The organism is Providencia sp. UF-224 (assembly GCF_058245955.1).
On record NZ_JBSICC010000005.1, the window covers coordinates 17,460 to 38,861 of the forward strand.

Consider the following 21,402-nt stretch of genomic DNA (forward strand, 5'->3'; position numbering starts at 1 on the left):
TAGCACCGTGGTCTTATTGTGAATAAATACAGTAGGTTATATTATGCCTGTCCACCAAAATTAGAGGGTGAGACGAATGGCACGGGATGATACACAGTTCAATCTCAGGCTTACTGCTGAGACTAAAGAGAAGTTAAAACAAAAAGCCAAGATGAATGGACGCTCACTAAATGCTGAGCTAGTTCACATAATTGATAATTACTTAGCATCTCCAACACCTATTATTGGCTATCGTAGTGATGCCGAACGTGTGGCCAACGAACAAGCTGAAGAGCTTAAAAAGTCGGTCGTAGAAATGCTGATTAAGCTCTATAATGATAAAAAATAATTATCAGTGAGGTGATGGTGAAAAAATATCTATTGGCACTATCTGTTTTCGCTGTCACTTTCTTTGCGTATTCAGATAATGCAGATGAAGAAACCAATAGCTTAATTGTCAGTGCTGCTGAAGTTGGCACTTTTGCTGGCAGTTGCGATACATTGTCTAGACTATTTAAGTTCCAGCAATATGCAAAAATAGAAGGCGGCGATTATTTTATTGAGAAATTCATAGAGTCAGAAATGAACATGAGGTCATCTAACATAAAAGAGTTTCTTGAGTCATGCAATGAATCAATAGATGCAGTGAATGCTTTAAAAAAACCAAAAAAAATGAGGTGATATTTTGGAAATACTCCTAGTGTTAGTTATAGCGGTTCTAGTGTGGATAGGCATAAAACTGTCCACTATAATTAAATTGCAATCAGAAATAATGCACAACACAAAGGCTTCATTTTTATCAATAAATGATGTTTTAGATGAAGTTAAATCAAGCAATGAAAAACGAGATCATCAGCTAAGGGATATAGATAACACAATAGAGCATATATCAAATAATATCTCTGATATGAAATAGAAGGGCTACTGCCCTTCCTCATCCTGATTTACCCACCAGATAAAGCCCATCCTGGCGATCAACCTCTTTTCACTATCTGGCAGAGTGTCGTAAAACTCACGCCATGCAGGGGATGCCCTCAATTTAGCCTCATCAAGCACTTTACTTGCTGCTTCTTTTCCGGTAATCACCCTTGATTGAGATGGAGACTTTACAGCTTGCTGGAATTCATGTGATGCAATAAGTTTTTCAGCTGCATCAGAAGAGCCAACCCCGCCTATTTTTCTTGCTCTGGCTGCTATTTTCTCTCCTAGAGCACCTCCAGCAACTGCGCCTAATGGCCCTAGTTTTGTTCCCGCCATAGTTCCCAACTGCCTTGCATACTTTGCAGCTAACTCATGAGTTGTAGTTACGGCATCAAACCTCTTGGTGAATTCATTCAATTTACCAGTGGTGATCTCAAATGACTTAGCTCTGCGAATAGCATTAGCAACTACATAGGTATCATTTAATCCAGTGATAAAATCTCTAGGTACATGCCTTGATAATATCCTTAAGTTACCTGATGTTCTTAAATTCTGATACCAATCAGCAAAACCAGTAGGATTAAAATCAGCTCCTCGCTTTCCAGCAGATAACATGTCTCTTATGGATGCAGCCACTACTTCTTGTCGCATTTGTCTGGTCGGTAAGTTTTCCATTAATTCAATAAACTGCTTTGAATTACCTTTTGCCAAAGAAGAAACAGCAAGAGAACCACGGTTTGCAACATCGCCAGTCAGGTTTTTACCTCGCAGCCCTATCATCTGGTCTTCCATGTTTTTACGCATTTGAACCAGTCGCTGAGCCACTTCAAAATCACGACGAACTCCAGCATTTCCAAGAGCCACACGTTGATCTTCAGACAGTTGCCGATATAAATATTTTAACGCACCCTCGTCAGCATCTTTATATGGGCCGCGGTTTTTATAGAGAGCCTGACCAACTAACCTACGCTGTTTGTTTAAGTTTGCATAAGTCAAAACTCCATCATCGGTAGGGTTTACCGCCTTAAATACATTTTTCTCAATGGTATCTAAGTTTTCCCATCCGCCTAATTCATCGGCTTTTCCTTCAAGGGCCCGAGCGGTATTGTTTGCAACAACTCTAGACTGAGGTGGTATAGCATTATCTACGCCTTGATAAAGCTGATCACTCCTTCTTTCCAGTGCATTCATTCTGTTGTCAAACTGATTAATTACACGTTGATTTAGTGATAACGCATCAGGAACATTTGCGACATCATCAATTAGCCTGCCCGCCTGCTCAGATAAACGAAGTATTGCGTTATCCTCTTGCACTTTAAGCGCAGAGCCAGCACGAGATTTAATTGCTTGTTCTACAGCTTGGTATTGCTGATTTCCTGACAGATGAGAGGGAAGAAGATCATCAGTTAGACCTAATCGGTCTGCTGACTGCCTTACTTCTGGCCTAACATTAACATTCAACCCTTCCAGAGAGTTTGCAAGGTCTGGATTTTTCTGTACCGCCAATTTTCGCAACGTTTCTTCTGTTGCAACTTGTTCAGGATTCACCGCGTCAGCTGCTGTACGCTCAGTGGTTTGTTGTGCTGTTTGCTGAGCGGCTTGCTGAGTTTCACGGCCTAGTGCGCTATTAACTTTATTGCTAACAGCTCCATAGGCCCTGCTTAGTAATGGCCCCGCCGCTCTAGCCATGCCACTACCAGCCACCCCTAAACTTAGATCAGTCGCCAGACTACCAGCGTTATCTTTATCGCTATTTTGAGCTAAAGCACCTACAGTATTCTCTGCAACCATATCAGCACCGCGAACGGCGGCACGTTCAAGTTTGCTTGTTGTTCCTGCTAATGCTAACGCTGCTTTTTCCTGACTCAGTAACGGAATTAGGTATGGGCCAATTTCAGCGGCTAATTTTGCATACGGATCTTGAGGTTGTAGTTCATTAGGTAATTGCAGCCTAGGTGCTGGCTGATATGTACCATCACCACCAACCGCCTGACCAGCCCACGCACCAAATGAAGCTAATGCATCAGAAATCTCAGGAACGATGTTTACAACATTAGCGCCAGTTTGTAACAACCCTTTCCCAGCCTCTACAACTGAATTACCCATTTCAGGTTTCTGCTGTGGCTTCTGTGCGTTGTGATAGGCTAATACTTCATCCGTTGGGATATCCAAGTTAGCCATTTGAGTATCAGATAACTGCGGCTTGCCAATTGGATAAGCAGAATAAAACTGCTGCTTTGCTTGCTCTACATTTGACCCAGCTTTAGGTGCAACTTGCTCATTGAAATACTGTTCTTGTGCCGCTGCCTTTTGCTCGTTAGATAACGATTGATATTGAGGTGATGTGATCACCTCTTTCCACGGTGTAGCCATTAACCACCCCACAAGTTAGAATAATCACCGCCTTGTTGGCCCTGCTGTTCTGAGCCTGATGCTGATGATGGCTTGTAATCTGGATATGTCTGTTTAAACGTATTCTTTAGCCTATCCTGACCTTTGTTTGAGTGGTCAACAATACGCTGCAAACTGCGCCTAAACTCATCTGTAGACTGACGTTGATTAAGGCTGGATAAACTTGACTGCAACCCTTCGTACTCTTTGTTTGATGCGTTACCTAGTCCAGAGGCTCCATTTGCTGATAACTCTTTCATTGCGGAAAGTGTTTGCATACCAACCTGAGATTTAAGTGTGTCAATTTGCGCTTCGATGTTAGCCGCTTCACTTCCCGGTAAATTATAAAACCATCCAGTAGTGCCTGTTGCTCTCCAAAGACTTTCGTTGTCTAGGATTGCCTTAGCCTGATCAGCCATACGCTTATAGCCATCAGATACAGCATCAACTCGTTGATAATCATTGATTGCATTTACCCGCTTCTGCTCTTTAGCTTCACCGAGCTTTTGATTGTTAGAATCTATTTTTTGCTGTAATTCAATCCGTTTTAGCTGGTCAGTTTCACGTTGCAATTGTCTATCTAAAGCTTTATCTGCTATTTCAGAACGACGAATTTCTCTATCGAGAGCTGCGTTTTGTGCTGAGATATTCTGGCCTCGAATTTGAATATCTTGACCTCTTGCTTGCAGGTCTTCGCTAGCTTTATTACTTCTGACTGTCTCAGATAGCTTCTCACGGTCAATCACTCGACCTTCTTGCTTATCTTTGACATCGAAATATTTATCTGGACCTAGCGCAGACAGGGAAATGTAGTCAGCTAGCTCCATCGCTCCACTTGGGTTTTTCTGGGCCATTTCTGCTGCTTGTTGAGGATCAATACCCAATCGCCTCATTTCATCTGCATTATCTCTGATGTAGTCAATAGCTTTACCGCTACCAACTGCCATTCGATACCCTGAAGCTATATTTCCTATAGACTCCCTTATATCTTCTGAGATGCCTTTCATTCCGCCAGTTATCTTTTCTGCTTGCTCTGGATATGCAGCCATAAGTTGTCGCATAGCATTGCGATCGCCATTCGCATATGCCTGCCCCCACTGAGATTGAAATTCTTTATTTCTCTGATCTGCTTGCTGTTGTTGATATGCCTCACCTAACCCACCCAGACCTTGAGCTAATTGAAGTCCAATATTGTTTTCACCAGAGCGTTGTCTATCATTATTTTCTCTTATCATAGCAAGCGTAGCGTTGGCATCACTAGCTCTTGGGGCGTTTGCATTATTTAACCCTATACCGCCAAGTAAATTTCCTGACCCTTGTTGATTCCACGTTGCCATAATTCCACCTTAAAATAATGATCCAAGAACACCAAGACCGCCACCGATAGCTGCCCCCCACGGACCACCTATCGCCATGCCTGCGGATGCCCCACCTAAACCACCCATAATTCCCTGTTGCATTCCAGACGGTCTATTTGCCGCCGCGGCTTGAGCCGCCGCACCTTGTTGTAATAACTGTCCAGTGTTATTAGCGTAGTTTTGGCCAGCGTTTGCTTGACCTTGCAGAGCCCCTAGCCCAATGTTCGCCAAGTTCTGATAGTTATTCATTTGGTCAGAAAGAAATCCCTGACCTAGCATTGGTGCAATTGATGCTAGACTGTTGCTTGTAGCTGTAGAACCCAAACCACCCATCGCCTCTGCTGCCGCTAAATTTTGGTAACGCGCTTGATTGGAGTAATCATTAAACTGCTGAGAGTTGTAATACTGATTCAGTGCTTGTGCTTGCCCCTCTGGAGAGGATAGGTTTTGCATCTGGTTAACATACTGTTGAGCTAAAACCGTAAATGGCGACAAGTTTTGCATTGTTGTTTGCCAGATTTGCTGCTGAAGCGCTGTTGCATTATCGGTCGCTCTAGCCTGAGCCTTAGCCCCTCCGTCACCCCCACCGCCTTTCATGTATCCATGCATAGGCAGCGTCATATTGTGAATTCTACTAATTATTGACATTTAAAATATCCTCGCATTGCTTGCGCGTTAGTTGATACAACGTGACGCCAACTGGCTCCCCGTAACTTATGTAAGCATCATCCATATGACCAATTCGTGATGCCCCTACGGCCAGAGCTGCAACAGCCCCATATCTTGTTTTATCTGGAACCATCGTCACCATGTTGGTGAAGCTAATATTTTTAATTACCCAATCAAAAAATAGCCTGTGTCCATCAAGAACATATTGCCCCCTAAACCCTGAATCATAGATTGGATGAACCTCGATAACTGAATGCCAAAACGTCCTAACTTCGTGCACACCAATCAGGGTTAGGCCATCATAAACACCAAGGTAAAAGGCATCTGGTTTGATAAAATAACTATCGCCCTTATCAACAATATTCCCAGTATTCCTAGGTTCATTTAAAAATAACTTCAACCTTTCAAGGTTATCGATTAGCTTGATTTCCATTAGTCTATTAACCCATGCGACCGCGCCATATCTTCCAGCGCTTTGAGTGATTTACGAGTTTCAGTGAGAGCCGAAGATAGCGCCTGAATTTCTAACTGGTCATATGTCGAGCCAATACTGTAAGTTTTGTTAGCATTGAAGCCAGACTTTGAACCCGTGCCAGTGGAAGCGGTGAAGCCAGTAACACGAGCGCCAACAACCTGAACACCATCAACAGAGTAAGAATCTTTAACAGAAATCGGAGAAGCTAAAATTTGCGTGGTTTCACGACTCAATGAGACGTAATCAGCGTCGATTTCAGACACCTTTTCCGTGAGGTATGTGATATCACTCTCTGCTGTGGTTAATCGCGCCTCGTGGTCGTCTAGGCGTGTTTCTGCATCATTAAGCCTTATTTCATGCTCGACAATCTTCTCTTCTGCTGCAGTGATTCGCGTTTCATGATTGGCTAGCTGTGCGGTATGCTGCTCTAATGTTTCCTCTGCTGACTTTAAGCGCAGTTCGTGGTCGTCAAGGATGATATCCTGCTCGTCATTCCGTAGCTGAGCCTGATATGCCTCATTACCAGCCTCATTCGCACGCCCTGCAACCTTAGCCATATCTTCAGCACCATTTAATACAATGCGACGATATGTTTCGCTAAAGTTACTAGGCAGAATATCAGGGGCTATATAGGCGGCATTAATCTCAATTGGAATTGATAATGAATCATCCCTTTCCTCATCAGCCATCATTCAACCCTCATCGATAGGTCACTGAGCGTCACTGGTGACTTAGTGATAACGCGAATTTTAAACCCGATATTCTTTCTCACCCTGCCAACCCTGCGCCAGATAGCGCGCATGTCGTAACGGAACGGCGCGTTTTGGTCTATCATTTGCTCACGACCAAAGTTTATTCCGTCAGTAGTTGCAGATAGAAATAAACGGTCAGCGATTTGAGCAACACCCGTTGACGCTTCGAGTTCTAGGTCGAAAATACGTGAATTATCCGCTTTCACCATTGGCGTATATAAAATGTGCTCGGCTTGTTGGTCGTACTGAGATGACTTATCGAAAGCCAACTTACCAACTAGGCCAGATTTTTTGTCGCCAACAGTTATTTGGTTATCTTCATACATGAAGTCAATAGCGCGGTACGGCTCATCGTACAGGCCAGTTTTCAGGATGCACCATTGCAGATATTGCTGACTGCCCGTTCCGTCAAAGCAAAGTGTGTGGCGTGGTAAGTGAATAATAGCCAGCTCGTGACCATCAAATTTAACTGACTCCATAACTGCGCCGGATAACTCATCAGCAGTATAACTTCGGATGAGTTTATCAATGCTTGCTGTTGATATTGCACTAGCAGTGCCAGAACCGAGTAAATAGACAGACGGTGCGCCATTTGCAGGGTTGCTGATAAATGCGTATGAATCACCAAACTTGCATTTTGCATCGCGACCAGCAATCCCTATTTGCACCATGTATGACGGTTGGATTGCATAAATTGGCTGTGTTGCGTCAGTTGATCCGGTTAGTGAAAAGTATTCGATAGTTGAAGCACCAAAACAGATGACCATGTCACGCCAAGAACTCACAGAAACAATACCATCAGGTTGTGATTCAGCCGTATAGAATGGACGATACCTGTCAGGTTTAGATTCATCTTCTAAATCTGTCACTCCAAATCGAGCGCCACCTTTTTGCAAAAAGATATAGCGACCACGGTTACGAGCAACATCAACCACCTCACCTAAGTCATACTGAGGGTATTTATTGACTACCTCTAACACTTCCTGAGTCATTACAAATTCAGTCGTATCAGTTGGCTTAACCGTGTTATCAGGAATTGTTTTATCGTAATTGAACTTGTATTCAATCGTGATTTTATTCCCTGTGCGCTTCAGGCCATTAACGATGATATCTGTTAAATATGGCTTTTCTGCCTCGGGTTTATCCTGTGATTTTTTAGCGCCAAATTGATGCTCGGGTATCTCAATGACTTCGCCTACAACACCGTCTGATGCCTTTGGGGTTATCTTCAACATTAACGAGCCGTCGATATCATCTTTAGTCAGAGATACGAAATCATCATTACCAGCTTTGTGAGTCCACTTTTTAACATCACGAGTGTAGCCTTCTTTCACCACCTCTTCTTCAGGCCAGTTGGTTAACTCTTTGACTTCACCATCGTAACGATAGAGTTTTAACTTGCCACCAAAAGCGACCGCCTGACTCACACCAGAATGTGCCAGTGATACTCTATCCTTGCCTTGAATATCACCTATGGCATTTGCACCCTGATATAACTTGCCGCCACACACACGGTATACAGTGCTATTTTTCGTGTTGAATTGTACTCCTCGCGACACTCCATCAACATCATGAAGTTTTACCAGCGCCGGGAATGACCGAAGATAACCAGCGGCATTCAATACTTCTTTCGGTGTGGCAAGCATATTGACTGGCAAACCATCGATATAATCAGCCGTGTGCGGGTCTTTGCGTAAACCTCTAGCAAGAGGGATCTGAATCCTTGGCATGTGGTTTACTCCTATGGAAGAATCGATATCCGTTCATGGTTGCTAGGCGATTACCAGAACCAATAGGGAATCCGTTTGGATGGTGAGCTCTGGCTTCTTTTGCTCGTTTCATTGCACAACTACGCATCAGCCTCTCTTTTCCGTAGCGTGCTGTTGTAATGACTTTATCAAGTGGTGTGATTTGATAATCAGGGGCAATGCGAGTTGCTAGGTTGTAGATAACGGCGTTAATAGCTTGCTTATATAATCCGTGTTCATCGCCTTGGTCAATTGGTGTATCTTCATCAGCGAACTTATAACCAGTGTGAATTCCTGCGCCATCTTCAAACCATTCGTACATCATTGATTCTAAATCAACCACGCCATCTTCTAATGACTGAGGCTCAATATCGGTTAGCGTGGCATCCGATGCTACACCGAGTTTACGCAGTGCCGCGATGACTAACTCACCCTTCGTTATTATCTGCATCTTTCACCGCCTTTTTCTTGGTAGCGGGTTTCTTTGCTGGCTCTGGCTCTGGCAAGATTTGAGTATCATTTGGGTCTTTATGCCAACCATCATTTAGATAATCTTCAATTTCATCATCGTTGACAGTAGTAATTTGAAGCATCATTCCCCATACTTTTACATCGCCATTAGCTTTATAAAGCATTGTGCTCATGTTCTATCTCCAAAAAATAAAGGGAGCCGAAGCTCCCAATATGACAACGAGGATTTATTTCTGACCAGTAAGGCCTACGCCAATTGCTTCAGGTCGTACAGCACAAGCCGCATACCACAATGCAATACGGCAACGTCCGTTTAACGTTCCAATATCACCACTAAATGCGATAACGCCATTAATACCTACACTATCGATTGAGAATGAACGAGCTTTCAACCCTGCAAACATCTCATGCCCTAATGGGATAGGTTGAGACACTAAGCGAATGGAATCATCAGCCCAGAATACGTTAGCGGTTGTATCGGCAATGTTAAGAACGTTAATTGCCATGCCATCTGCAAGAGTAGTGTTCACGTTTGCATAAGCTTTTTCTTCTGGCTTTAATGTTGCATCTGTTAAGGCTACAGGCTTAGGTGAAATTGCAATTTTATCTCCATCAGTTGAAACAACTGTAAATGTTGCATCATGAGTGAGAACATTCTTTGCCATTTGAGATAGGAACTTAACGCCAGCAAATGAAATTTTATCACCGCGCTTAAAGACTGACGCATCACTAACGCTTAGCCACGCGATACGATTATCGACGTTCTCGCGACCGCCATCTGTAGATTGTCTCCACGCCTCAGGCTTAAAGCTTTGAGCACCCTTGACGGTTACGCCTGTCGCTAGTGACTTAGGAACTACTGGTAACTTAGGAGAGCGAAGAACATCATCAAAACCAGCAACCTGCTTCTGGATTGTTCCGTTTTTATATGCCTCTTCAGGGATGCGACCAAAGTAATCACGACCTGTTAGATCACGACCTGCATTCTTATAGTCACGAGCATTATAGAAATAAGATAAACCAGCGTTACGGTTTAACTCACGAGCAAACATAATTTCTTCTGCATCGGCAGTCATATCCCAACCAGTAAGATCATTCTTACCGATTTGGTCTGGGCTGGTAATAACCAGAGAAGCCATATCAGTTGCAACCTGAGCAATTTCAGTTTCAACGTTACTGGCTAGTTTTTTAGATGCAGCCTGAATACGGCGGCGATAAGAGTGCTCATCACGTAAATCGTCAGCGCGTAACTGGAAGAAATCGTTATCTGGTTCGTTCAATGAATACTTAACTGACGGCTCTAAAATACCAGTTTCTTTTCCAGTGACATCCCAACCACGTTGAGTTGGTGACTCCTGTTCTACAGGCATCCACCCTTCGTTATTGGAACGCTGCATGGATGGAGCGTCGGGTTGATATTTGCCAACTTTACTAGCCATTGGCGTTAAGTTTTCTACTGTTTTAATTACCTCGTCTACTGCGTAGGTAATCATTTGACCTTCGTTTAAAGCCATTATTTTAATCCTTGTAATTTAGCCATTATTTTACGGTAAGTATCAACATCACCATTGCTTGCTGCTGCGTCGGCTTGTTTTTGTAAAGCTGAAACATTTGCCGCTGAAACATCACCGCTAATTGGTTCGTCAGCAGGAGGAGCCGATGAGCGTTGTGTACCGCGAGGCTTGAGAGTTAAACGATCAGCTAATCGAGTTAGTTCGATAGTGACCTGAACAGGGTTTTTGCTAAACAATTCTTGGGCTTGCTCTGGGTTAGACCCGAGGTAGTAAATGATGGCGGCTGATTTCTCTGGGAAGTTTGTTGCGACTGCCTCATAAACACCTTGTGGCAATACTTGCAATGCAGAATCTTCCTTTTCCTGATAGTCAGGTAAGTTGAGTTTTTCAGCCGCATCATAGTGCGCCTTCATTGCGTTAGCGATTTGTTGACTTTGCTGCGTAAATTCCTGAGTTTTACGACCCTGATCCGCTACAGCCTTGCTTCGTGCGTCAAGGGCTTTCATCTGCCACTGTTGCAACTCAGCGTTAAATGCGGCTGTAGCTTTGTGAGTGTCGTAGTTATATTTCTCCAGCGCCTCATCAGATAAAAAATCATCTAACTTAGGCATATCTGGCAGTTCAGGATTAACGCGCAAATTTTCAGGAAGCTGTCCACTTTCAATGGCCTGTACTTGCTGCTCAATCTCTCGCTGACGTTTGCGAGCGATACGCTTAGCTGCTTGTACCGCATTGTTTGTTGGCTTACCTTCCTGCGGTTGCTCATCGTCTTTCAGTACAATGTCGAAGCCTTCTTCTTGTCCTGCGTTACCGTTGGCATTATCGATAACTAAGCCATCTGCGGATGCCGCCGCCTGATCGCCAGACAGGATTAATTCTTCAGCTGTATTCTGAATTTCGGTGGTTGTGCTCATGATATTTAACTCTCTTACATGGTTTGAGGATTATTCTCGACGATATTGTCGGTAGGAATGTTTTGTTGTTGCTTTTCGGCAACCTCGTTCAGAAGCTTTATTCCCTGCATCACTGCGCCTTGCTTTAAGTCCTCTGCCTTAGCCAGGGTTAAAGTTACATTAGCTTGTGATTCAAGGGCGTTGTTCTGAGCGGTAAATGCTTTGATTTGTGTTTCAGCCATGCGATTCTGCGAGTTAACCAATTCGGCTTCCGCTTTCTTCTGCTCGGCTTGTGCTGCTACCATCATTGGATCCTGATTGCTTTGTGCTGCTTGCTGAGCCTCCATTAACCACTGCTGCTCTTCCTCGGTTTCTGGTTTCTTCAAGCCATTAACAATCAATTCCTTGTTGGCATAATCCCTGATGTATTCAACGCCTTTGCCTTCCATCATGTTTGCATACGTCAGTATCATGACATTCCACATTGGATGTTCTACCGGAACTTTAGTGATAAGCTCTCCTATCTCAGCTCTAGCAGCATCTTTTTGCGATTGGAAAGATGGGCCCACATCAGTAAATGTTTCGTACTTGCCTCGGATATCATTGTGAGTAACCATTTCGCCTTTGCTGAAGTCTAATTCCTCCTGCATTAGCTCAATCTGATTCTCACCTCCATCCTCAGCAGTTGTTGTTACTGTTCTGTTCGTGTCGTATATCTCAGCTGCGATTGATGCGTAAATCTCACCATCACGGCGCATTGCGATAGCCAAGTTATCCTGAAATACATAGGTTTCTAGGTCTATGCGGCTATTAAGCTGATTGACAGTATCAAATGCCACTTGCCCATTAGCCGCCTCAGTATCAACACCTACACGAGCGGTTGATTTGGCTGCTTCCGTCGCAACCTCTAGGAGAAGTGCGTCAGCTTGTGAAACCTCAGCATTCTCCATATACGCAACAGGTGAAGGAGGCAGATCAGCATTATTTTCATCAGTGCGATTGAGTAGATAGTAAGGATAGTCATCCTCACCGCTAAACATATGCTCATACCCTGCTATCTGCTCAGGGAAAAAGAAAGGCTTCTTCTTAGGTGACTTTGCAGCGGTGTCAGCAGACTTGGACAAGATAAAGTTACGCAGACGTTGAGCATCTTTCGATAGCCTAACAACTCCTTCGTATAACTCGTTATCATCAAAGAATGACCATTCGCCATATACAGGAACGATCGGTATGTGCTCGCCAGCTATTGGCATTTTATCTTTCAGAATGCCAGTGTTAGTGATGATTGACTTATAGACTCTGCGCTTTTTAACTCTGCGCTCACCTACTTTCTGATAACCAGCATTTGCCAGTTCATCAATCTTTTCTTTCACTTCTTTTGCCGAGTAAGTTTGAAGGTCATTAGTTAGCGGGTCACGATAGACAAACACTAACTCTTTCTTTTCCTCAACCTCATAATGCTCAGCGATATGAATTGTTTTTCCACTCGACCAAGTGAACAATAAATCATTGTTAGGTGATTGGAATGATGGCTGAATTTCAGGGTCTAGTCCGCATTGCTCAGCGAATGCCTCCCACCCATCAATATTCATCGCGTGAATGATGGTGCAATTCTTAGCATCAGACTTATCCATTGCCTTAGCGTTACAGTCCCAGATAACGTGAGTGCATGACTCATGCATTGGAACTCGTCGGATAATCTGATTATTACTAGTTGGGTTATCATCCTCATATTCAGTGACGAGTCGCCAAGCACCGTAACCACATTCGATTTGCTCTCTTACTGCCACGTTAACGGCAATCTTTGAGCTATTGTTTCGCATGTCAGTTCGATACATTCCCATAAGAATATCAGCGGCATCAGCTGGCGCGTTATCCTTTGGTCGATACTGAACCTCAATAGGATTCTTGCGCATCTCAGCGACGAGCTTACGAACCATCGGGCGCACTACATCAAACTGACCTCGGTATTGCAATGTGACGTAGCTTTCAAGCCAATCATCCCACTGACTAACGCGACTAAAGAATAAATCGTTTCTCGCCTCCGTTCTGGCATTTTCAGATGCAGAGTAATCGAGGTCGAATTTGCGAAGTATTTTCTCAAGCCGCTCGTTTCTATCGACCATTGTTATCTCCTAATCGGCCTAATCGGTGCGGGAATTTTCTTTTCTTTTTTCTTGTTGATATCACGTAACTGCTTAGCGAAGCGGCGCATCATGTATGCATAGCGAACAGCATCAAGTACGTCGTCGTTTGTTTTGACTATCTTCCCGTTTTCGTCACGATGATATAACCTGAATTCTTCAAAGAATGGCTCACAGGTGTTAAACACTCTAAATCTGTTATCAAGCATCAGATCGCGCAATTCATTAATGCCTGACTCGACTGAGTTGCCACCCTCTGCAAATGTTGCGTGCTCCTTCAGCATCAAGAAGCCAGCATCTGCATACTGAGTTTTTAGCTGCTCACCGCCGCCTTTCTCGTGCTGATGACCATCATGAGGCCATGCTACTGGAATTTTATTAGCCCATGATTTAACAGCGCCCCAAGCTTGAACCGCTGTGTTTTCCGACTTCTTCCACACTCTAGCAAGATAAAAAACATCCTCATCCTTATCCCACCACAACTGGATATGAGCCTGCGGGTGATTCCAGCCGAAATCCTGACCATCGATAATGTAAAAGTGCTCAGGGCATTCGAAAGGCTGACATTTAATAGACTCTTCAGGTATTTGGTAAATGCGACCACTACCCATTGTTGGGATACCACGAGCACGAGCCTCTCTTTCATGCTCTGGATATGAAGCGACAATTCGCTCTTTCTCTTCTTCGGTGTAGTGATCAGCATCATAGATAGTCATGTTGACTACTTTCTGAGCCTTAGATGGATTCTTGAGAAACTTCTCTACTACCGTGGACATCCCCATTAATGGGGTAAATGTTAGAATGGAAAACTGACCGTATTTATTGGTACGGGTTAAGCCTTCAGAATAGATTGAATATGGCGGCTCTTCATCGAACCAAACACCATGTATTGTATCACCCTGCCACCTAGCGCGACCTTGCGAGTAAGGCTTGAAGTAGCAAATTGACATTCCATCTTCTACACCTTCAGCATTGCGGTGTCGGATAAGTATATGGTCAACAAGATTTGGGTAAAATGGCGACTTCTTCCAGCTGATAACATCCTCTTTTGGAATTGAACCGTAACCTATCTCACCTGTTTCCTCCACACGACCACACAATATACGCTGAGTTGTTTTGGTTACCGTTTCGTTAGTTTCACCACCAACCCACCATACGTTAGGCTCAAGGAACCGCTTACCTTTCCATTCGCCTTTCCATGCACCATCTTCGGGATAACCTTTAGTGCCCGGATATCTTCCGGTTAAGTGGAATGCAACCTCAGCACCGCCAGTATATGACTTACCCAACTGGTTACCAGCCATGAAGCAGCGCTCGAAGTAATCACTACCAGCATCAATAAATTCTCTTTGTTTGCTATAGGGAGAGTATTCAAATAAACGATGCGTTTTTCTGTACTCTTCTTCCTCTTCTAATAACTCAAGCAACTCGAATTGCTCATCGTCATTCAAGTTATCAAGTATCTGATCCAGATTTTCCACGGTTGAATAACTCCTTAATTCGAGAGCGTCGCTTGTCACGGTCTCCCTTATCTGGAGTTACATCCTCGACCTCTTGTCTGTCTTTGAGACCTAAATCACGAGCAATAATGTTTGCATTCAGCAAGTCAGCAGCAGCGCCTGAGAACTTCTGATCGTAGATAACTTTCTCAGCTCGCGTAGTGACCACCATAAAATCTTCACGAGCGCGATATAGTTGCCATGTGCTATCAGCTATATCCAAGAACAAGCAAAGGCCTGATATTGTCATGGCTCGCATTTTAGCCACTGGCTCTTGCGTTACCTCACCCTGATAACTAAACGCTTTCATTTCCCACAATGGGTTATCTTCAACCCACTGGAAATATTCACAACATGCGCTCCATAATTCATCAGAAGACTTAAACTTAGGGTCTCGCCCATGACTGCTTCTAGCCTCCCAGAATCTATTTCCTTTTGGTGCAGCCATACATCCTCCTTTAATCAATTATCCAGCTCACTCGTAAATGAGCTGTGTAATTAACTATTTTGGAAATAGCAGCTCTGCTTCTTTGCACATTTGAACCGCTTTCTGTGCTCGTGACACCGATGTACATTCACTTCCAGCGTGTTTCCATTGGTCTTTGAATAACTCGTAACGTCGTTCGTTTCCATCAATGAACTCAATAGCTGCTTGCGCGGCTGCGGTGTCATTCATAACTAACCGCAATATCTCAAGTATCATTTGTTCTTCTGCTGTAATCGTAGTCATTTAGTTACCTTATCTGTGTAGGGTTGATTATGTCTCTCCATAGTCACGCCGTTTCTTCTCCGATAGCTGACGTTGCTACTACGCTATGAATTAGTGCCGGATTCATTGTTTTTGATTCTCAGTATGCGCTACCCACAAAAGGAAGATGGGTCATAGCTAACATATGAGACAGCGACAATGCGGCGCTTACCTTGTCGGGGTTATTCGTTATGAGGCTCCGATGTTGGAGGCTCGTTGTTGTTCAATTTCCCGTATTGCTTTCTTGTCGGCTACTTAATCAGGGATGCGGCGTATTCGATTAAATATAGTTTTGGAGCCAAAAGAATCTTTAACCACATAGAAAAACCGCCAATAGCAATAACAGCACCGAAAAACAAAATTAACGCTGGGAATATCGTTCTGGAAAAATCATACATAGTGGAGTTGATGTTGTATTTTTTTTCTCCATCATGATATGTCCATATAGCACCGTTAGACTTAGCTCTCTTAGCCCATACAGGCATAAAAATAGCTAGCGCAATAAGAACCGCGCCAACAACAGACCAGATAATGCCCATTGTCATTTTCCACGCTAGTAATTGATGAATTACCTCTGGCAAATTGGCGTGACTAAATGCAACTGTTGAATCAATGCCGTTTGATGCTTTTTCCAATAAATCAGTAAGCGCCTTTGAAACCTGCTCATTCATCGTAAACACTCCGTTCTAATGTAATCTTGCAAGCCAATTATCATTTGCTTGGACTCTGCGATTCGTTGTCTGAGTAGCCAATAATTTCCGATAGCGGTGTCAGTAGGTCTGGCGGTTGTTCCATCACCCAAGCCGGAGGTGGAATTGGTTTCGCCTTTCGGACAACTGGCTCGGATGTACACCCGATCAGGATTGCGCTCAGCAGCAATACGCAACTGGTCAATTTCAGCTTTTGCATTTGTGAGTTCCGTTGTGTGTTTGGTGTCGAGTTCGTGAAGGGAGTTAATGCGCTTTTCGTAGTCTGCGTTAATGGCTACTTGCTCATTGAATTTATTCTTCAATGTTGAGTAATCGCTTTTCAAATCACCATAGCTACCCATTACCCACCAAAGCCAGAAAGCAAGAATAGCGCAAGCACCACCCAAGACTTTAGTTAGTGTTGTCATGCCGGAATCTCAACATGGGGCGCATCAATGAACTTAGTTTCGATTGGTAATGATGGGTCATTCTTCCAGTTGATACCGAAGCGCAGTTTAATTCCTAACTCATCAGCGGCTTGCTTAACCGCTTTCAATAGTGGTTTAAACTCATCAATCTGCCATTTAGTATTCACAGGGATGATATCTACTGCATGACCTGTTAAGTGGCGGCTATGCATTGTTTGTGATTTCTTTTCTGCAACCAGTTGCTTTTGTCGCTCTTGAGTTCGTAGACCTTCAATAACAATGAAATCGACAGGTGTTATTTCCAGTGTGCGGCGAATAACTTTCACTAAATCAGGGTTGACGCCTTTAAGGTTGTTTTCGCTTCTCTGGCTGAATTTGAAGTTGTTCATTTTTCACCTTCTTGAATACCTGCATGATGTTGCCTTTAGCTGCGAAAACCAAAACACAGATGAATGCATCACCAAATAAATTAGATAAGCTCGTGTTGAAATCATTAGGCGTTAGTAGCTGAGATATCTGCCACACGCATAGCCAGATAAGTACTACACCAATATATGAATCTCTGCGACGAACGTAATTACATAGAAATACACGAATGGACATGAGGATTAACACGCCCACATTCGTATAGTTGATAATCTCTTGGTAACTCATTTCTTGCCCCTCCACTTTTCAGTTAAGGTGCTCATCAATACAGAGAAATTATTCTCAATGAGTCTAGGTAGCCATCTAATGACCTTTGTTAGTGTCTCGCTACTTGCGATAATGAGAAGCAATGAAATGAATAACGCTGAAACCAGAATGGCAGTTAATGTTTTACCTATCTCATATCCTGTCTCAGCAAAAATTATTCGCTCTACTGACTCAGAGATAAGAACACCAGTTAAAAAAGATAAGACAAATAACAGGACTTTCTTTTTGTTATTATCCTTCGACGCTATGACTGCCACCGTTGCACCAATAATCGCACCGGTTATCACTCCATAGTCAAAGCTTCCTGTCATTAATCCGATTGCACCACCGCCTGCCGCGCCGACGATAGCACCAGCTGCGGTACTTGGCATATATAACACCTGTGTTTTTAGTTAATAAATAGCCGCGCACAATCTCTATGCGTCAATTAAGTGTGTGTGATTAGAATTCTGTGGCGGCGTATACGAAAAAGGGCCGCACTAGGCGACCTCTTGAATGTGAACTTGTAAGGATTACTTACACGTTGGAATTTTGGCAATAAAAAAAGCCCCACCGAAGTGAGGCTCTATTTTCTTTCGCTTGGGATAATGAAATGCAAAATTCCCATCATTAGAACCATGATAGTCCACTATCGCCATTCATGCAATGAATATTTCTAGTTAAATGTTAATTTATAGAAATACTTTCTCTTTTTGTGACAATTGACAGTTGCTTTTCTGCGTTTTCCTGCTCCTTGAAGCACTCCTGAATTAGCATTTCATAGAATGGCTTAATATTTCTACGCCATGATGTTTCGGGTAAATCAAAAACCTTGTCGCAGATTTCACGCCTTACATCTTCAGCTGGTAATCGTGAATATCCACGCCCTGAGCACTTACAGCATGTTTTATAAACTGGAATGCCTTGTTTCTCGGTTTCCTTTTTATCCAGCACCTCGCCACGCCCATTGCACCTGCATGAGTGACTTATTTCACCTTTGCCATTGCACGTTCTGCAAACTACACGCTTAACCTCTCTAGCCTCCCTGTAATGTACGTGCTCATAAGGCTTTACCTTGACGCCTAACTTTCTGTTGAAATTAAGCATTTCCTTTGCGGCAAAATGCATACTCTGTTTTGTCGTGAATACCTCAGCCTCAATAAAACCCCCATCACAATCAGGGCAGGTCTTTTTACTGGCTGCGCTTCTTGCGTAGTCCTGAAATGCATAATTTGCGAGTATTTGCAGAACTGATGCCCTATCATCTTCATTAAGCTTTTGGATAGCGCTGTATTTATGCGCCTGAGTTAGTGCATATTGATAGAGACTTTCCACCGCTTCATCTGGCTTATTGATACCGTGTTTCGCCAAAAACAATTCAATCCCCATCCGCGCTTTCGAAGTCGCCAAACCAAGCGAGGCCATTACATCGGTGATTGTTAGGTTATCTGAGGCTGTAGCGGCTGGAGAGTCACTAAACGTAAGACTCTTAGGTGAAAAATACTTAGGTAAATCTTCGAGTCTCATCTTGCCTCCGTAGATACTGTGTGATACCTGTCGCAACCTACTGAATACATAATCTGATAATTAAGTCGCTTGGCCTGGTCTGTTTCAACAACTCTCATGAAACCGTTTTTAAGTTGAATTACTGACATATAGCGTTTTTTGTATCCATTTCTAGCTTCTGTTAATGCTCTATATCTGCACTCTTCAATTGCTGCGCCTATGTCAGTGAACATCTTTCAGCTCCTTCAATTTCTTCCTGTAGTGGTCTCTTATTCGTTCATAGTCCTCACGCTTCCACTTCGGTAACTCATGAAATCCCATCAAAATATCGAATCGCTCCTGTCCGATTTTCGCTATCAGATTAGGAGCGTATTTTTCGATATTGCCTGACAGGTGGTTATTGCATGGGGCGCATTGCTTATGGCAGTTGTCCTCATTAAATCTAAGCTCAGGGTTTGCGCCTGTAGTTCGATAATGCCCAGCGTGATATTGACCGTCGTGAAACCTCTCACAGGAGATGCAAGGTTCGTTTCGGTCTCTATATCGGATGTAGGCGTTAAATGCATTCTGAGCTTGCTGGGTGAAGTATTTGAGGGGTTTTACTGCTAGCTTTCTGATTTTGAGTTTATCGCGGGATTCTTTTTCTTTTTGCTGTCGTTCTTTTTTAAGTTTAGCCTGTGCTTTTTCATATTTCTTTCGCTGTCGCTTTATTCCTAACTCAGCTCCGTGTTCCGGGCTACACCACTCTATATTTTCATACTTTGGGTGAAACCATTCCTTGCATATTGCACATCGCCGTCGAATTGGTTTAGCCATATATCGCCGCCTTAAATACCAAAATTCCAGCAATCAAACAGGAAAATATGGCAACCATAAATAACTTGGCTCCGAGTGTTACCCTAGATTTCTTCGTCTGCGCTTTCATAATAATTTGACCGTCGTCGGTAATATAGAATTTATCAATATTTTCAAGTAGTGCTTTTCTTAATCGCTGTTTTGTATTCATCTCTCTTGCTGCTCCTTGTCGATTTCCTGCTGGCATATTGTTTGCGCCCTATCACCCGCAACAAGTTCTTTTGCTTTTGCAAATAGGTGCTTGTGTTTTGGTAGTGAGGATGTGTCATACCAAACACAGGCAACCAAATATCGACTGCTGATATACGCTATTTTCTGAATATGATTCATCTCTCTACCCCTAAAAGAATGTCAGTAACCGATTCTCAGTGATTTCATTACATCCCCTGAAAATGTGTTTTATTGCTGCGTTAATCATGTCTTTGTAACAGCGTTCGAATTCATCTGGTTCCATGCTTGCAAATGACAGGCTCTTAGCCTCTATACGCACATCACCGTTTAGCCTTACCGTTTGCTCATAAAATCCTGCAAGTATCGTCAAATCCTTCCTGAAGCGCTCAAATTGGCTATGCTCGTCCATACAGTCGAGTCCTGCTTTATTTGCGCACCAGTGGTCAAAACAGAATTTGAAGAATACGAACATCTTTTTATGAAATGCGGGGTTTCTTGTGAGCTTGGCGCTGAATGTGTACATCTCGCCATTTTTGAATTTTGTTAAACGTGGTAGGTCGTGTTCGAATGCTGGTGCAAATATGCCATTGGCGCATTTGACCATTTCTATTTCCAAGTTAGCCCCCTATGCTTTCTTCCCTCGGTTTACGAACCAATTTACAGCATCAACAATTTGCTCATCTTCGTACCAATTTTCAATCCATCGGGTTTCGTATTTATCTTTGAAAATAGTAGGACCGCAATACGGATGCCATGACATGTAAATATATCGCCCGTCATTTAATCTAAGCCGATACATTCGATAGCGGCTGATATGTATTATTCCATCACTCACTGTTAGCTCTCCTGTTCCATCCTAATGGATTCAACTTCTGCAAGCGTCAGGCTATCGACTGAATATGGCTTACTGAAATAAACCGTCGCCTCTTTGAGTGCCGTAGGAAATCCAGCTACTAGCGTTCCAATGACAACAATCGGTATGAACAAAATAGCCAGCAGCCACTTGTCCATGTAGCACTCTAGCGAGTTCCATTCATCTACTTTTGAATGCTGATAGAATGCCAATTTACGAGTTGGAAATAGCTTATTGTGAACTTTGCGTTTTATCTTCATCATTCACCCTCTGGCATTGGTAAATCACGTAAATACATCCAGTAATCAGCGTCAAGAATTGGTAGCGGCGCCACAACATCATTAAGAAACCACTGCATTTCACCTTCTACTGAGTTCCATTCAAGACGATATACACCCGCTATGATTTCACCATCGCTGATGAGTAAAACGGGCTCGCTATCATCTGGCAGCGCCATGTTTGTATTAACCCAATTAGTTCCCTGCATCCTGACCTCCATTGATGAAAGATTTAGCCCGTCCTCTCCAGCTAGCCATCCATGCCCGATATCGTTTATTAACTTCATGGTCTGAATACTCAGAGAGTATGCCTAGTCGTTTTCTGCATGAGATTATGTATTCAACCGTATTGCCCATTTCCTTGGCGCACCACTTTTCAAAATCTGTT

General features: G+C 43.3%; 28 protein-coding genes. 2 read left to right on the forward strand and 26 right to left on the reverse strand.

Annotated features, from left to right (window positions below):
* Nucleotides 1-76: 76 nt before the first annotated feature.
* Nucleotides 77-328, forward strand: coding sequence for an Arc family DNA-binding protein (locus AC4IFO_RS06545; RefSeq protein ID WP_109911150.1), 252 nt, complete (start codon nucleotides 77-79; stop codon nucleotides 326-328).
* 17 nt (nucleotides 329-345) lie between these two features.
* Entirely contained in the window at nucleotides 346-660 is a 315-nt protein-coding gene (locus tag AC4IFO_RS06550; RefSeq protein ID WP_490732867.1) for a hypothetical protein, read from the forward strand.
* 240 nt (nucleotides 661-900) lie between these two features.
* Here AC4IFO_RS06550 and AC4IFO_RS06555 read toward each other — a convergent pair whose 3' ends face one another.
* The 26 genes from AC4IFO_RS06555 to AC4IFO_RS06680 all read right to left on the reverse strand — a co-directional run bounded on the left by AC4IFO_RS06555 (nucleotide 901) and on the right by AC4IFO_RS06680 (nucleotide 21,223).
* Complete coding sequence (locus tag AC4IFO_RS06555) at nucleotides 901-3,273, reverse strand: hypothetical protein (protein WP_490732869.1); 2,373 nt, start codon at nucleotides 3,271-3,273, stop codon at nucleotides 901-903.
* Nucleotides 3,273-4,628, reverse strand: coding sequence for a phage DNA ejection protein (locus AC4IFO_RS06560; RefSeq protein WP_490732871.1), 1,356 nt, complete (start codon nucleotides 4,626-4,628; stop codon nucleotides 3,273-3,275). Before AC4IFO_RS06560 ends, AC4IFO_RS06555 begins: the two co-directional genes overlap by 1 nt.
* Nucleotides 4,629-4,637: 9 nt before the next feature.
* Nucleotides 4,638-5,297 (reverse strand): DNA transfer protein, encoded by a 660-nt coding sequence (locus AC4IFO_RS06565; RefSeq protein ID WP_490732873.1) that lies wholly within the window; start codon nucleotides 5,295-5,297, stop codon nucleotides 4,638-4,640.
* Nucleotides 5,284-5,751 carry a DUF2824 family protein gene (locus tag AC4IFO_RS06570; protein WP_490732875.1) on the reverse strand — a complete coding sequence of 156 codons (468 nt, stop codon included), beginning with the start codon at nucleotides 5,749-5,751 and terminating at the stop codon, nucleotides 5,284-5,286. Before AC4IFO_RS06570 ends, AC4IFO_RS06565 begins: the two co-directional genes overlap by 14 nt.
* Nucleotides 5,751-6,485 carry a phage tail protein gene (locus tag AC4IFO_RS06575; RefSeq protein ID WP_490732877.1) on the reverse strand — a complete coding sequence of 245 codons (735 nt, stop codon included), beginning with the start codon at nucleotides 6,483-6,485 and terminating at the stop codon, nucleotides 5,751-5,753. The genes AC4IFO_RS06570 and AC4IFO_RS06575 overlap by 1 nt, the downstream gene beginning before the upstream one ends.
* Nucleotides 6,482-8,275, reverse strand: a complete 1,794-nt coding sequence (locus tag AC4IFO_RS06580; RefSeq protein ID WP_490732878.1) for a packaged DNA stabilization protein — start codon at nucleotides 8,273-8,275, stop codon at nucleotides 6,482-6,484. Before AC4IFO_RS06580 ends, AC4IFO_RS06575 begins: the two co-directional genes overlap by 4 nt.
* Nucleotides 8,247-8,744, reverse strand: coding sequence for a packaged DNA stabilization gp4 family protein (locus tag AC4IFO_RS06585; protein ID WP_490732879.1), 498 nt, complete (start codon nucleotides 8,742-8,744; stop codon nucleotides 8,247-8,249). The genes AC4IFO_RS06580 and AC4IFO_RS06585 overlap by 29 nt, the downstream gene beginning before the upstream one ends.
* Nucleotides 8,722-8,937 carry a hypothetical protein gene (locus AC4IFO_RS06590; protein ID WP_490732881.1) on the reverse strand — a complete coding sequence of 72 codons (216 nt, stop codon included), beginning with the start codon at nucleotides 8,935-8,937 and terminating at the stop codon, nucleotides 8,722-8,724. Before AC4IFO_RS06590 ends, AC4IFO_RS06585 begins: the two co-directional genes overlap by 23 nt.
* Nucleotides 8,938-8,991: 54 nt before the next feature.
* Nucleotides 8,992-10,278 (reverse strand): P22 phage major capsid protein family protein, encoded by a 1,287-nt coding sequence (locus tag AC4IFO_RS06595; RefSeq protein WP_490732882.1) that lies wholly within the window; start codon nucleotides 10,276-10,278, stop codon nucleotides 8,992-8,994.
* Nucleotides 10,278-11,192, reverse strand: coding sequence for a scaffolding protein (locus AC4IFO_RS06600; protein WP_490732883.1), 915 nt, complete (start codon nucleotides 11,190-11,192; stop codon nucleotides 10,278-10,280). The genes AC4IFO_RS06595 and AC4IFO_RS06600 overlap by 1 nt, the downstream gene beginning before the upstream one ends.
* A gap of 14 nt (nucleotides 11,193-11,206) precedes the next feature.
* On the reverse strand, nucleotides 11,207-13,297 hold the full coding sequence (locus AC4IFO_RS06605) for a portal protein (protein ID WP_490732885.1): 2,091 nt from the start codon (nucleotides 13,295-13,297) through the stop codon (nucleotides 11,207-11,209).
* A 2-nt stretch (nucleotides 13,298-13,299) separates the two neighbouring features.
* Nucleotides 13,300-14,796 carry a terminase large subunit domain-containing protein gene (locus AC4IFO_RS06610; protein WP_490732887.1) on the reverse strand — a complete coding sequence of 499 codons (1,497 nt, stop codon included), beginning with the start codon at nucleotides 14,794-14,796 and terminating at the stop codon, nucleotides 13,300-13,302.
* Complete coding sequence (locus AC4IFO_RS06615) at nucleotides 14,771-15,262, reverse strand: DNA-packaging protein (RefSeq protein WP_490732888.1); 492 nt, start codon at nucleotides 15,260-15,262, stop codon at nucleotides 14,771-14,773. Before AC4IFO_RS06615 ends, AC4IFO_RS06610 begins: the two co-directional genes overlap by 26 nt.
* 54 nt (nucleotides 15,263-15,316) lie before the next feature.
* On the reverse strand, nucleotides 15,317-15,544 hold the full coding sequence (locus AC4IFO_RS06620; RefSeq protein ID WP_131681047.1) for a DUF2560 family protein: 228 nt from the start codon (nucleotides 15,542-15,544) through the stop codon (nucleotides 15,317-15,319).
* A gap of 269 nt (nucleotides 15,545-15,813) precedes the next feature.
* Complete coding sequence (locus AC4IFO_RS06625) at nucleotides 15,814-16,233, reverse strand: hypothetical protein (protein WP_137022013.1); 420 nt, start codon at nucleotides 16,231-16,233, stop codon at nucleotides 15,814-15,816.
* Nucleotides 16,230-16,679 carry a lysis protein gene (locus AC4IFO_RS06630; RefSeq protein ID WP_490732890.1) on the reverse strand — a complete coding sequence of 150 codons (450 nt, stop codon included), beginning with the start codon at nucleotides 16,677-16,679 and terminating at the stop codon, nucleotides 16,230-16,232. Before AC4IFO_RS06630 ends, AC4IFO_RS06625 begins: the two co-directional genes overlap by 4 nt.
* Nucleotides 16,676-17,068, reverse strand: coding sequence for a M15 family metallopeptidase (locus tag AC4IFO_RS06635; RefSeq protein WP_490732892.1), 393 nt, complete (start codon nucleotides 17,066-17,068; stop codon nucleotides 16,676-16,678). The genes AC4IFO_RS06630 and AC4IFO_RS06635 overlap by 4 nt, the downstream gene beginning before the upstream one ends.
* Nucleotides 17,025-17,333, reverse strand: a complete 309-nt coding sequence (locus AC4IFO_RS06640) for a hypothetical protein (protein WP_490732894.1) — start codon at nucleotides 17,331-17,333, stop codon at nucleotides 17,025-17,027. The genes AC4IFO_RS06635 and AC4IFO_RS06640 overlap by 44 nt, the downstream gene beginning before the upstream one ends.
* Nucleotides 17,330-17,743, reverse strand: a complete 414-nt coding sequence (locus AC4IFO_RS06645) for a putative holin (RefSeq protein WP_490732895.1) — start codon at nucleotides 17,741-17,743, stop codon at nucleotides 17,330-17,332. The genes AC4IFO_RS06640 and AC4IFO_RS06645 overlap by 4 nt, the downstream gene beginning before the upstream one ends.
* A 295-nt stretch (nucleotides 17,744-18,038) precedes the next feature.
* The gene (locus AC4IFO_RS06650) at nucleotides 18,039-18,878 is read right to left on the reverse strand and encodes an antitermination protein (protein ID WP_490732896.1); all 840 of its coding nucleotides are present in this window, start codon (nucleotides 18,876-18,878) and stop codon (nucleotides 18,039-18,041) included.
* 201 nt (nucleotides 18,879-19,079) lie between these two features.
* Nucleotides 19,080-19,673 carry a recombination protein NinG gene (locus tag AC4IFO_RS06655; RefSeq protein WP_490732897.1) on the reverse strand — a complete coding sequence of 198 codons (594 nt, stop codon included), beginning with the start codon at nucleotides 19,671-19,673 and terminating at the stop codon, nucleotides 19,080-19,082.
* Complete coding sequence (locus tag AC4IFO_RS06660; protein WP_490732899.1) at nucleotides 19,666-19,899, reverse strand: hypothetical protein; 234 nt, start codon at nucleotides 19,897-19,899, stop codon at nucleotides 19,666-19,668. Before AC4IFO_RS06660 ends, AC4IFO_RS06655 begins: the two co-directional genes overlap by 8 nt.
* Nucleotides 19,860-20,042 (reverse strand): hypothetical protein, encoded by a 183-nt coding sequence (locus AC4IFO_RS06665; RefSeq protein WP_490732900.1) that lies wholly within the window; start codon nucleotides 20,040-20,042, stop codon nucleotides 19,860-19,862. The genes AC4IFO_RS06660 and AC4IFO_RS06665 overlap by 40 nt, the downstream gene beginning before the upstream one ends.
* A 10-nt stretch (nucleotides 20,043-20,052) precedes the next feature.
* Nucleotides 20,053-20,499, reverse strand: a complete 447-nt coding sequence (locus AC4IFO_RS06670) for a DUF1367 family protein (RefSeq protein ID WP_490732902.1) — start codon at nucleotides 20,497-20,499, stop codon at nucleotides 20,053-20,055.
* 221 nt (nucleotides 20,500-20,720) lie between these two features.
* The gene (locus AC4IFO_RS06675) at nucleotides 20,721-20,996 is read right to left on the reverse strand and encodes a hypothetical protein (RefSeq protein ID WP_490732904.1); all 276 of its coding nucleotides are present in this window, start codon (nucleotides 20,994-20,996) and stop codon (nucleotides 20,721-20,723) included.
* Nucleotides 20,996-21,223 carry a hypothetical protein gene (locus tag AC4IFO_RS06680; protein ID WP_490732906.1) on the reverse strand — a complete coding sequence of 76 codons (228 nt, stop codon included), beginning with the start codon at nucleotides 21,221-21,223 and terminating at the stop codon, nucleotides 20,996-20,998. The genes AC4IFO_RS06675 and AC4IFO_RS06680 overlap by 1 nt, the downstream gene beginning before the upstream one ends.
* Nucleotides 21,224-21,402: the final 179 nt, after the last annotated feature.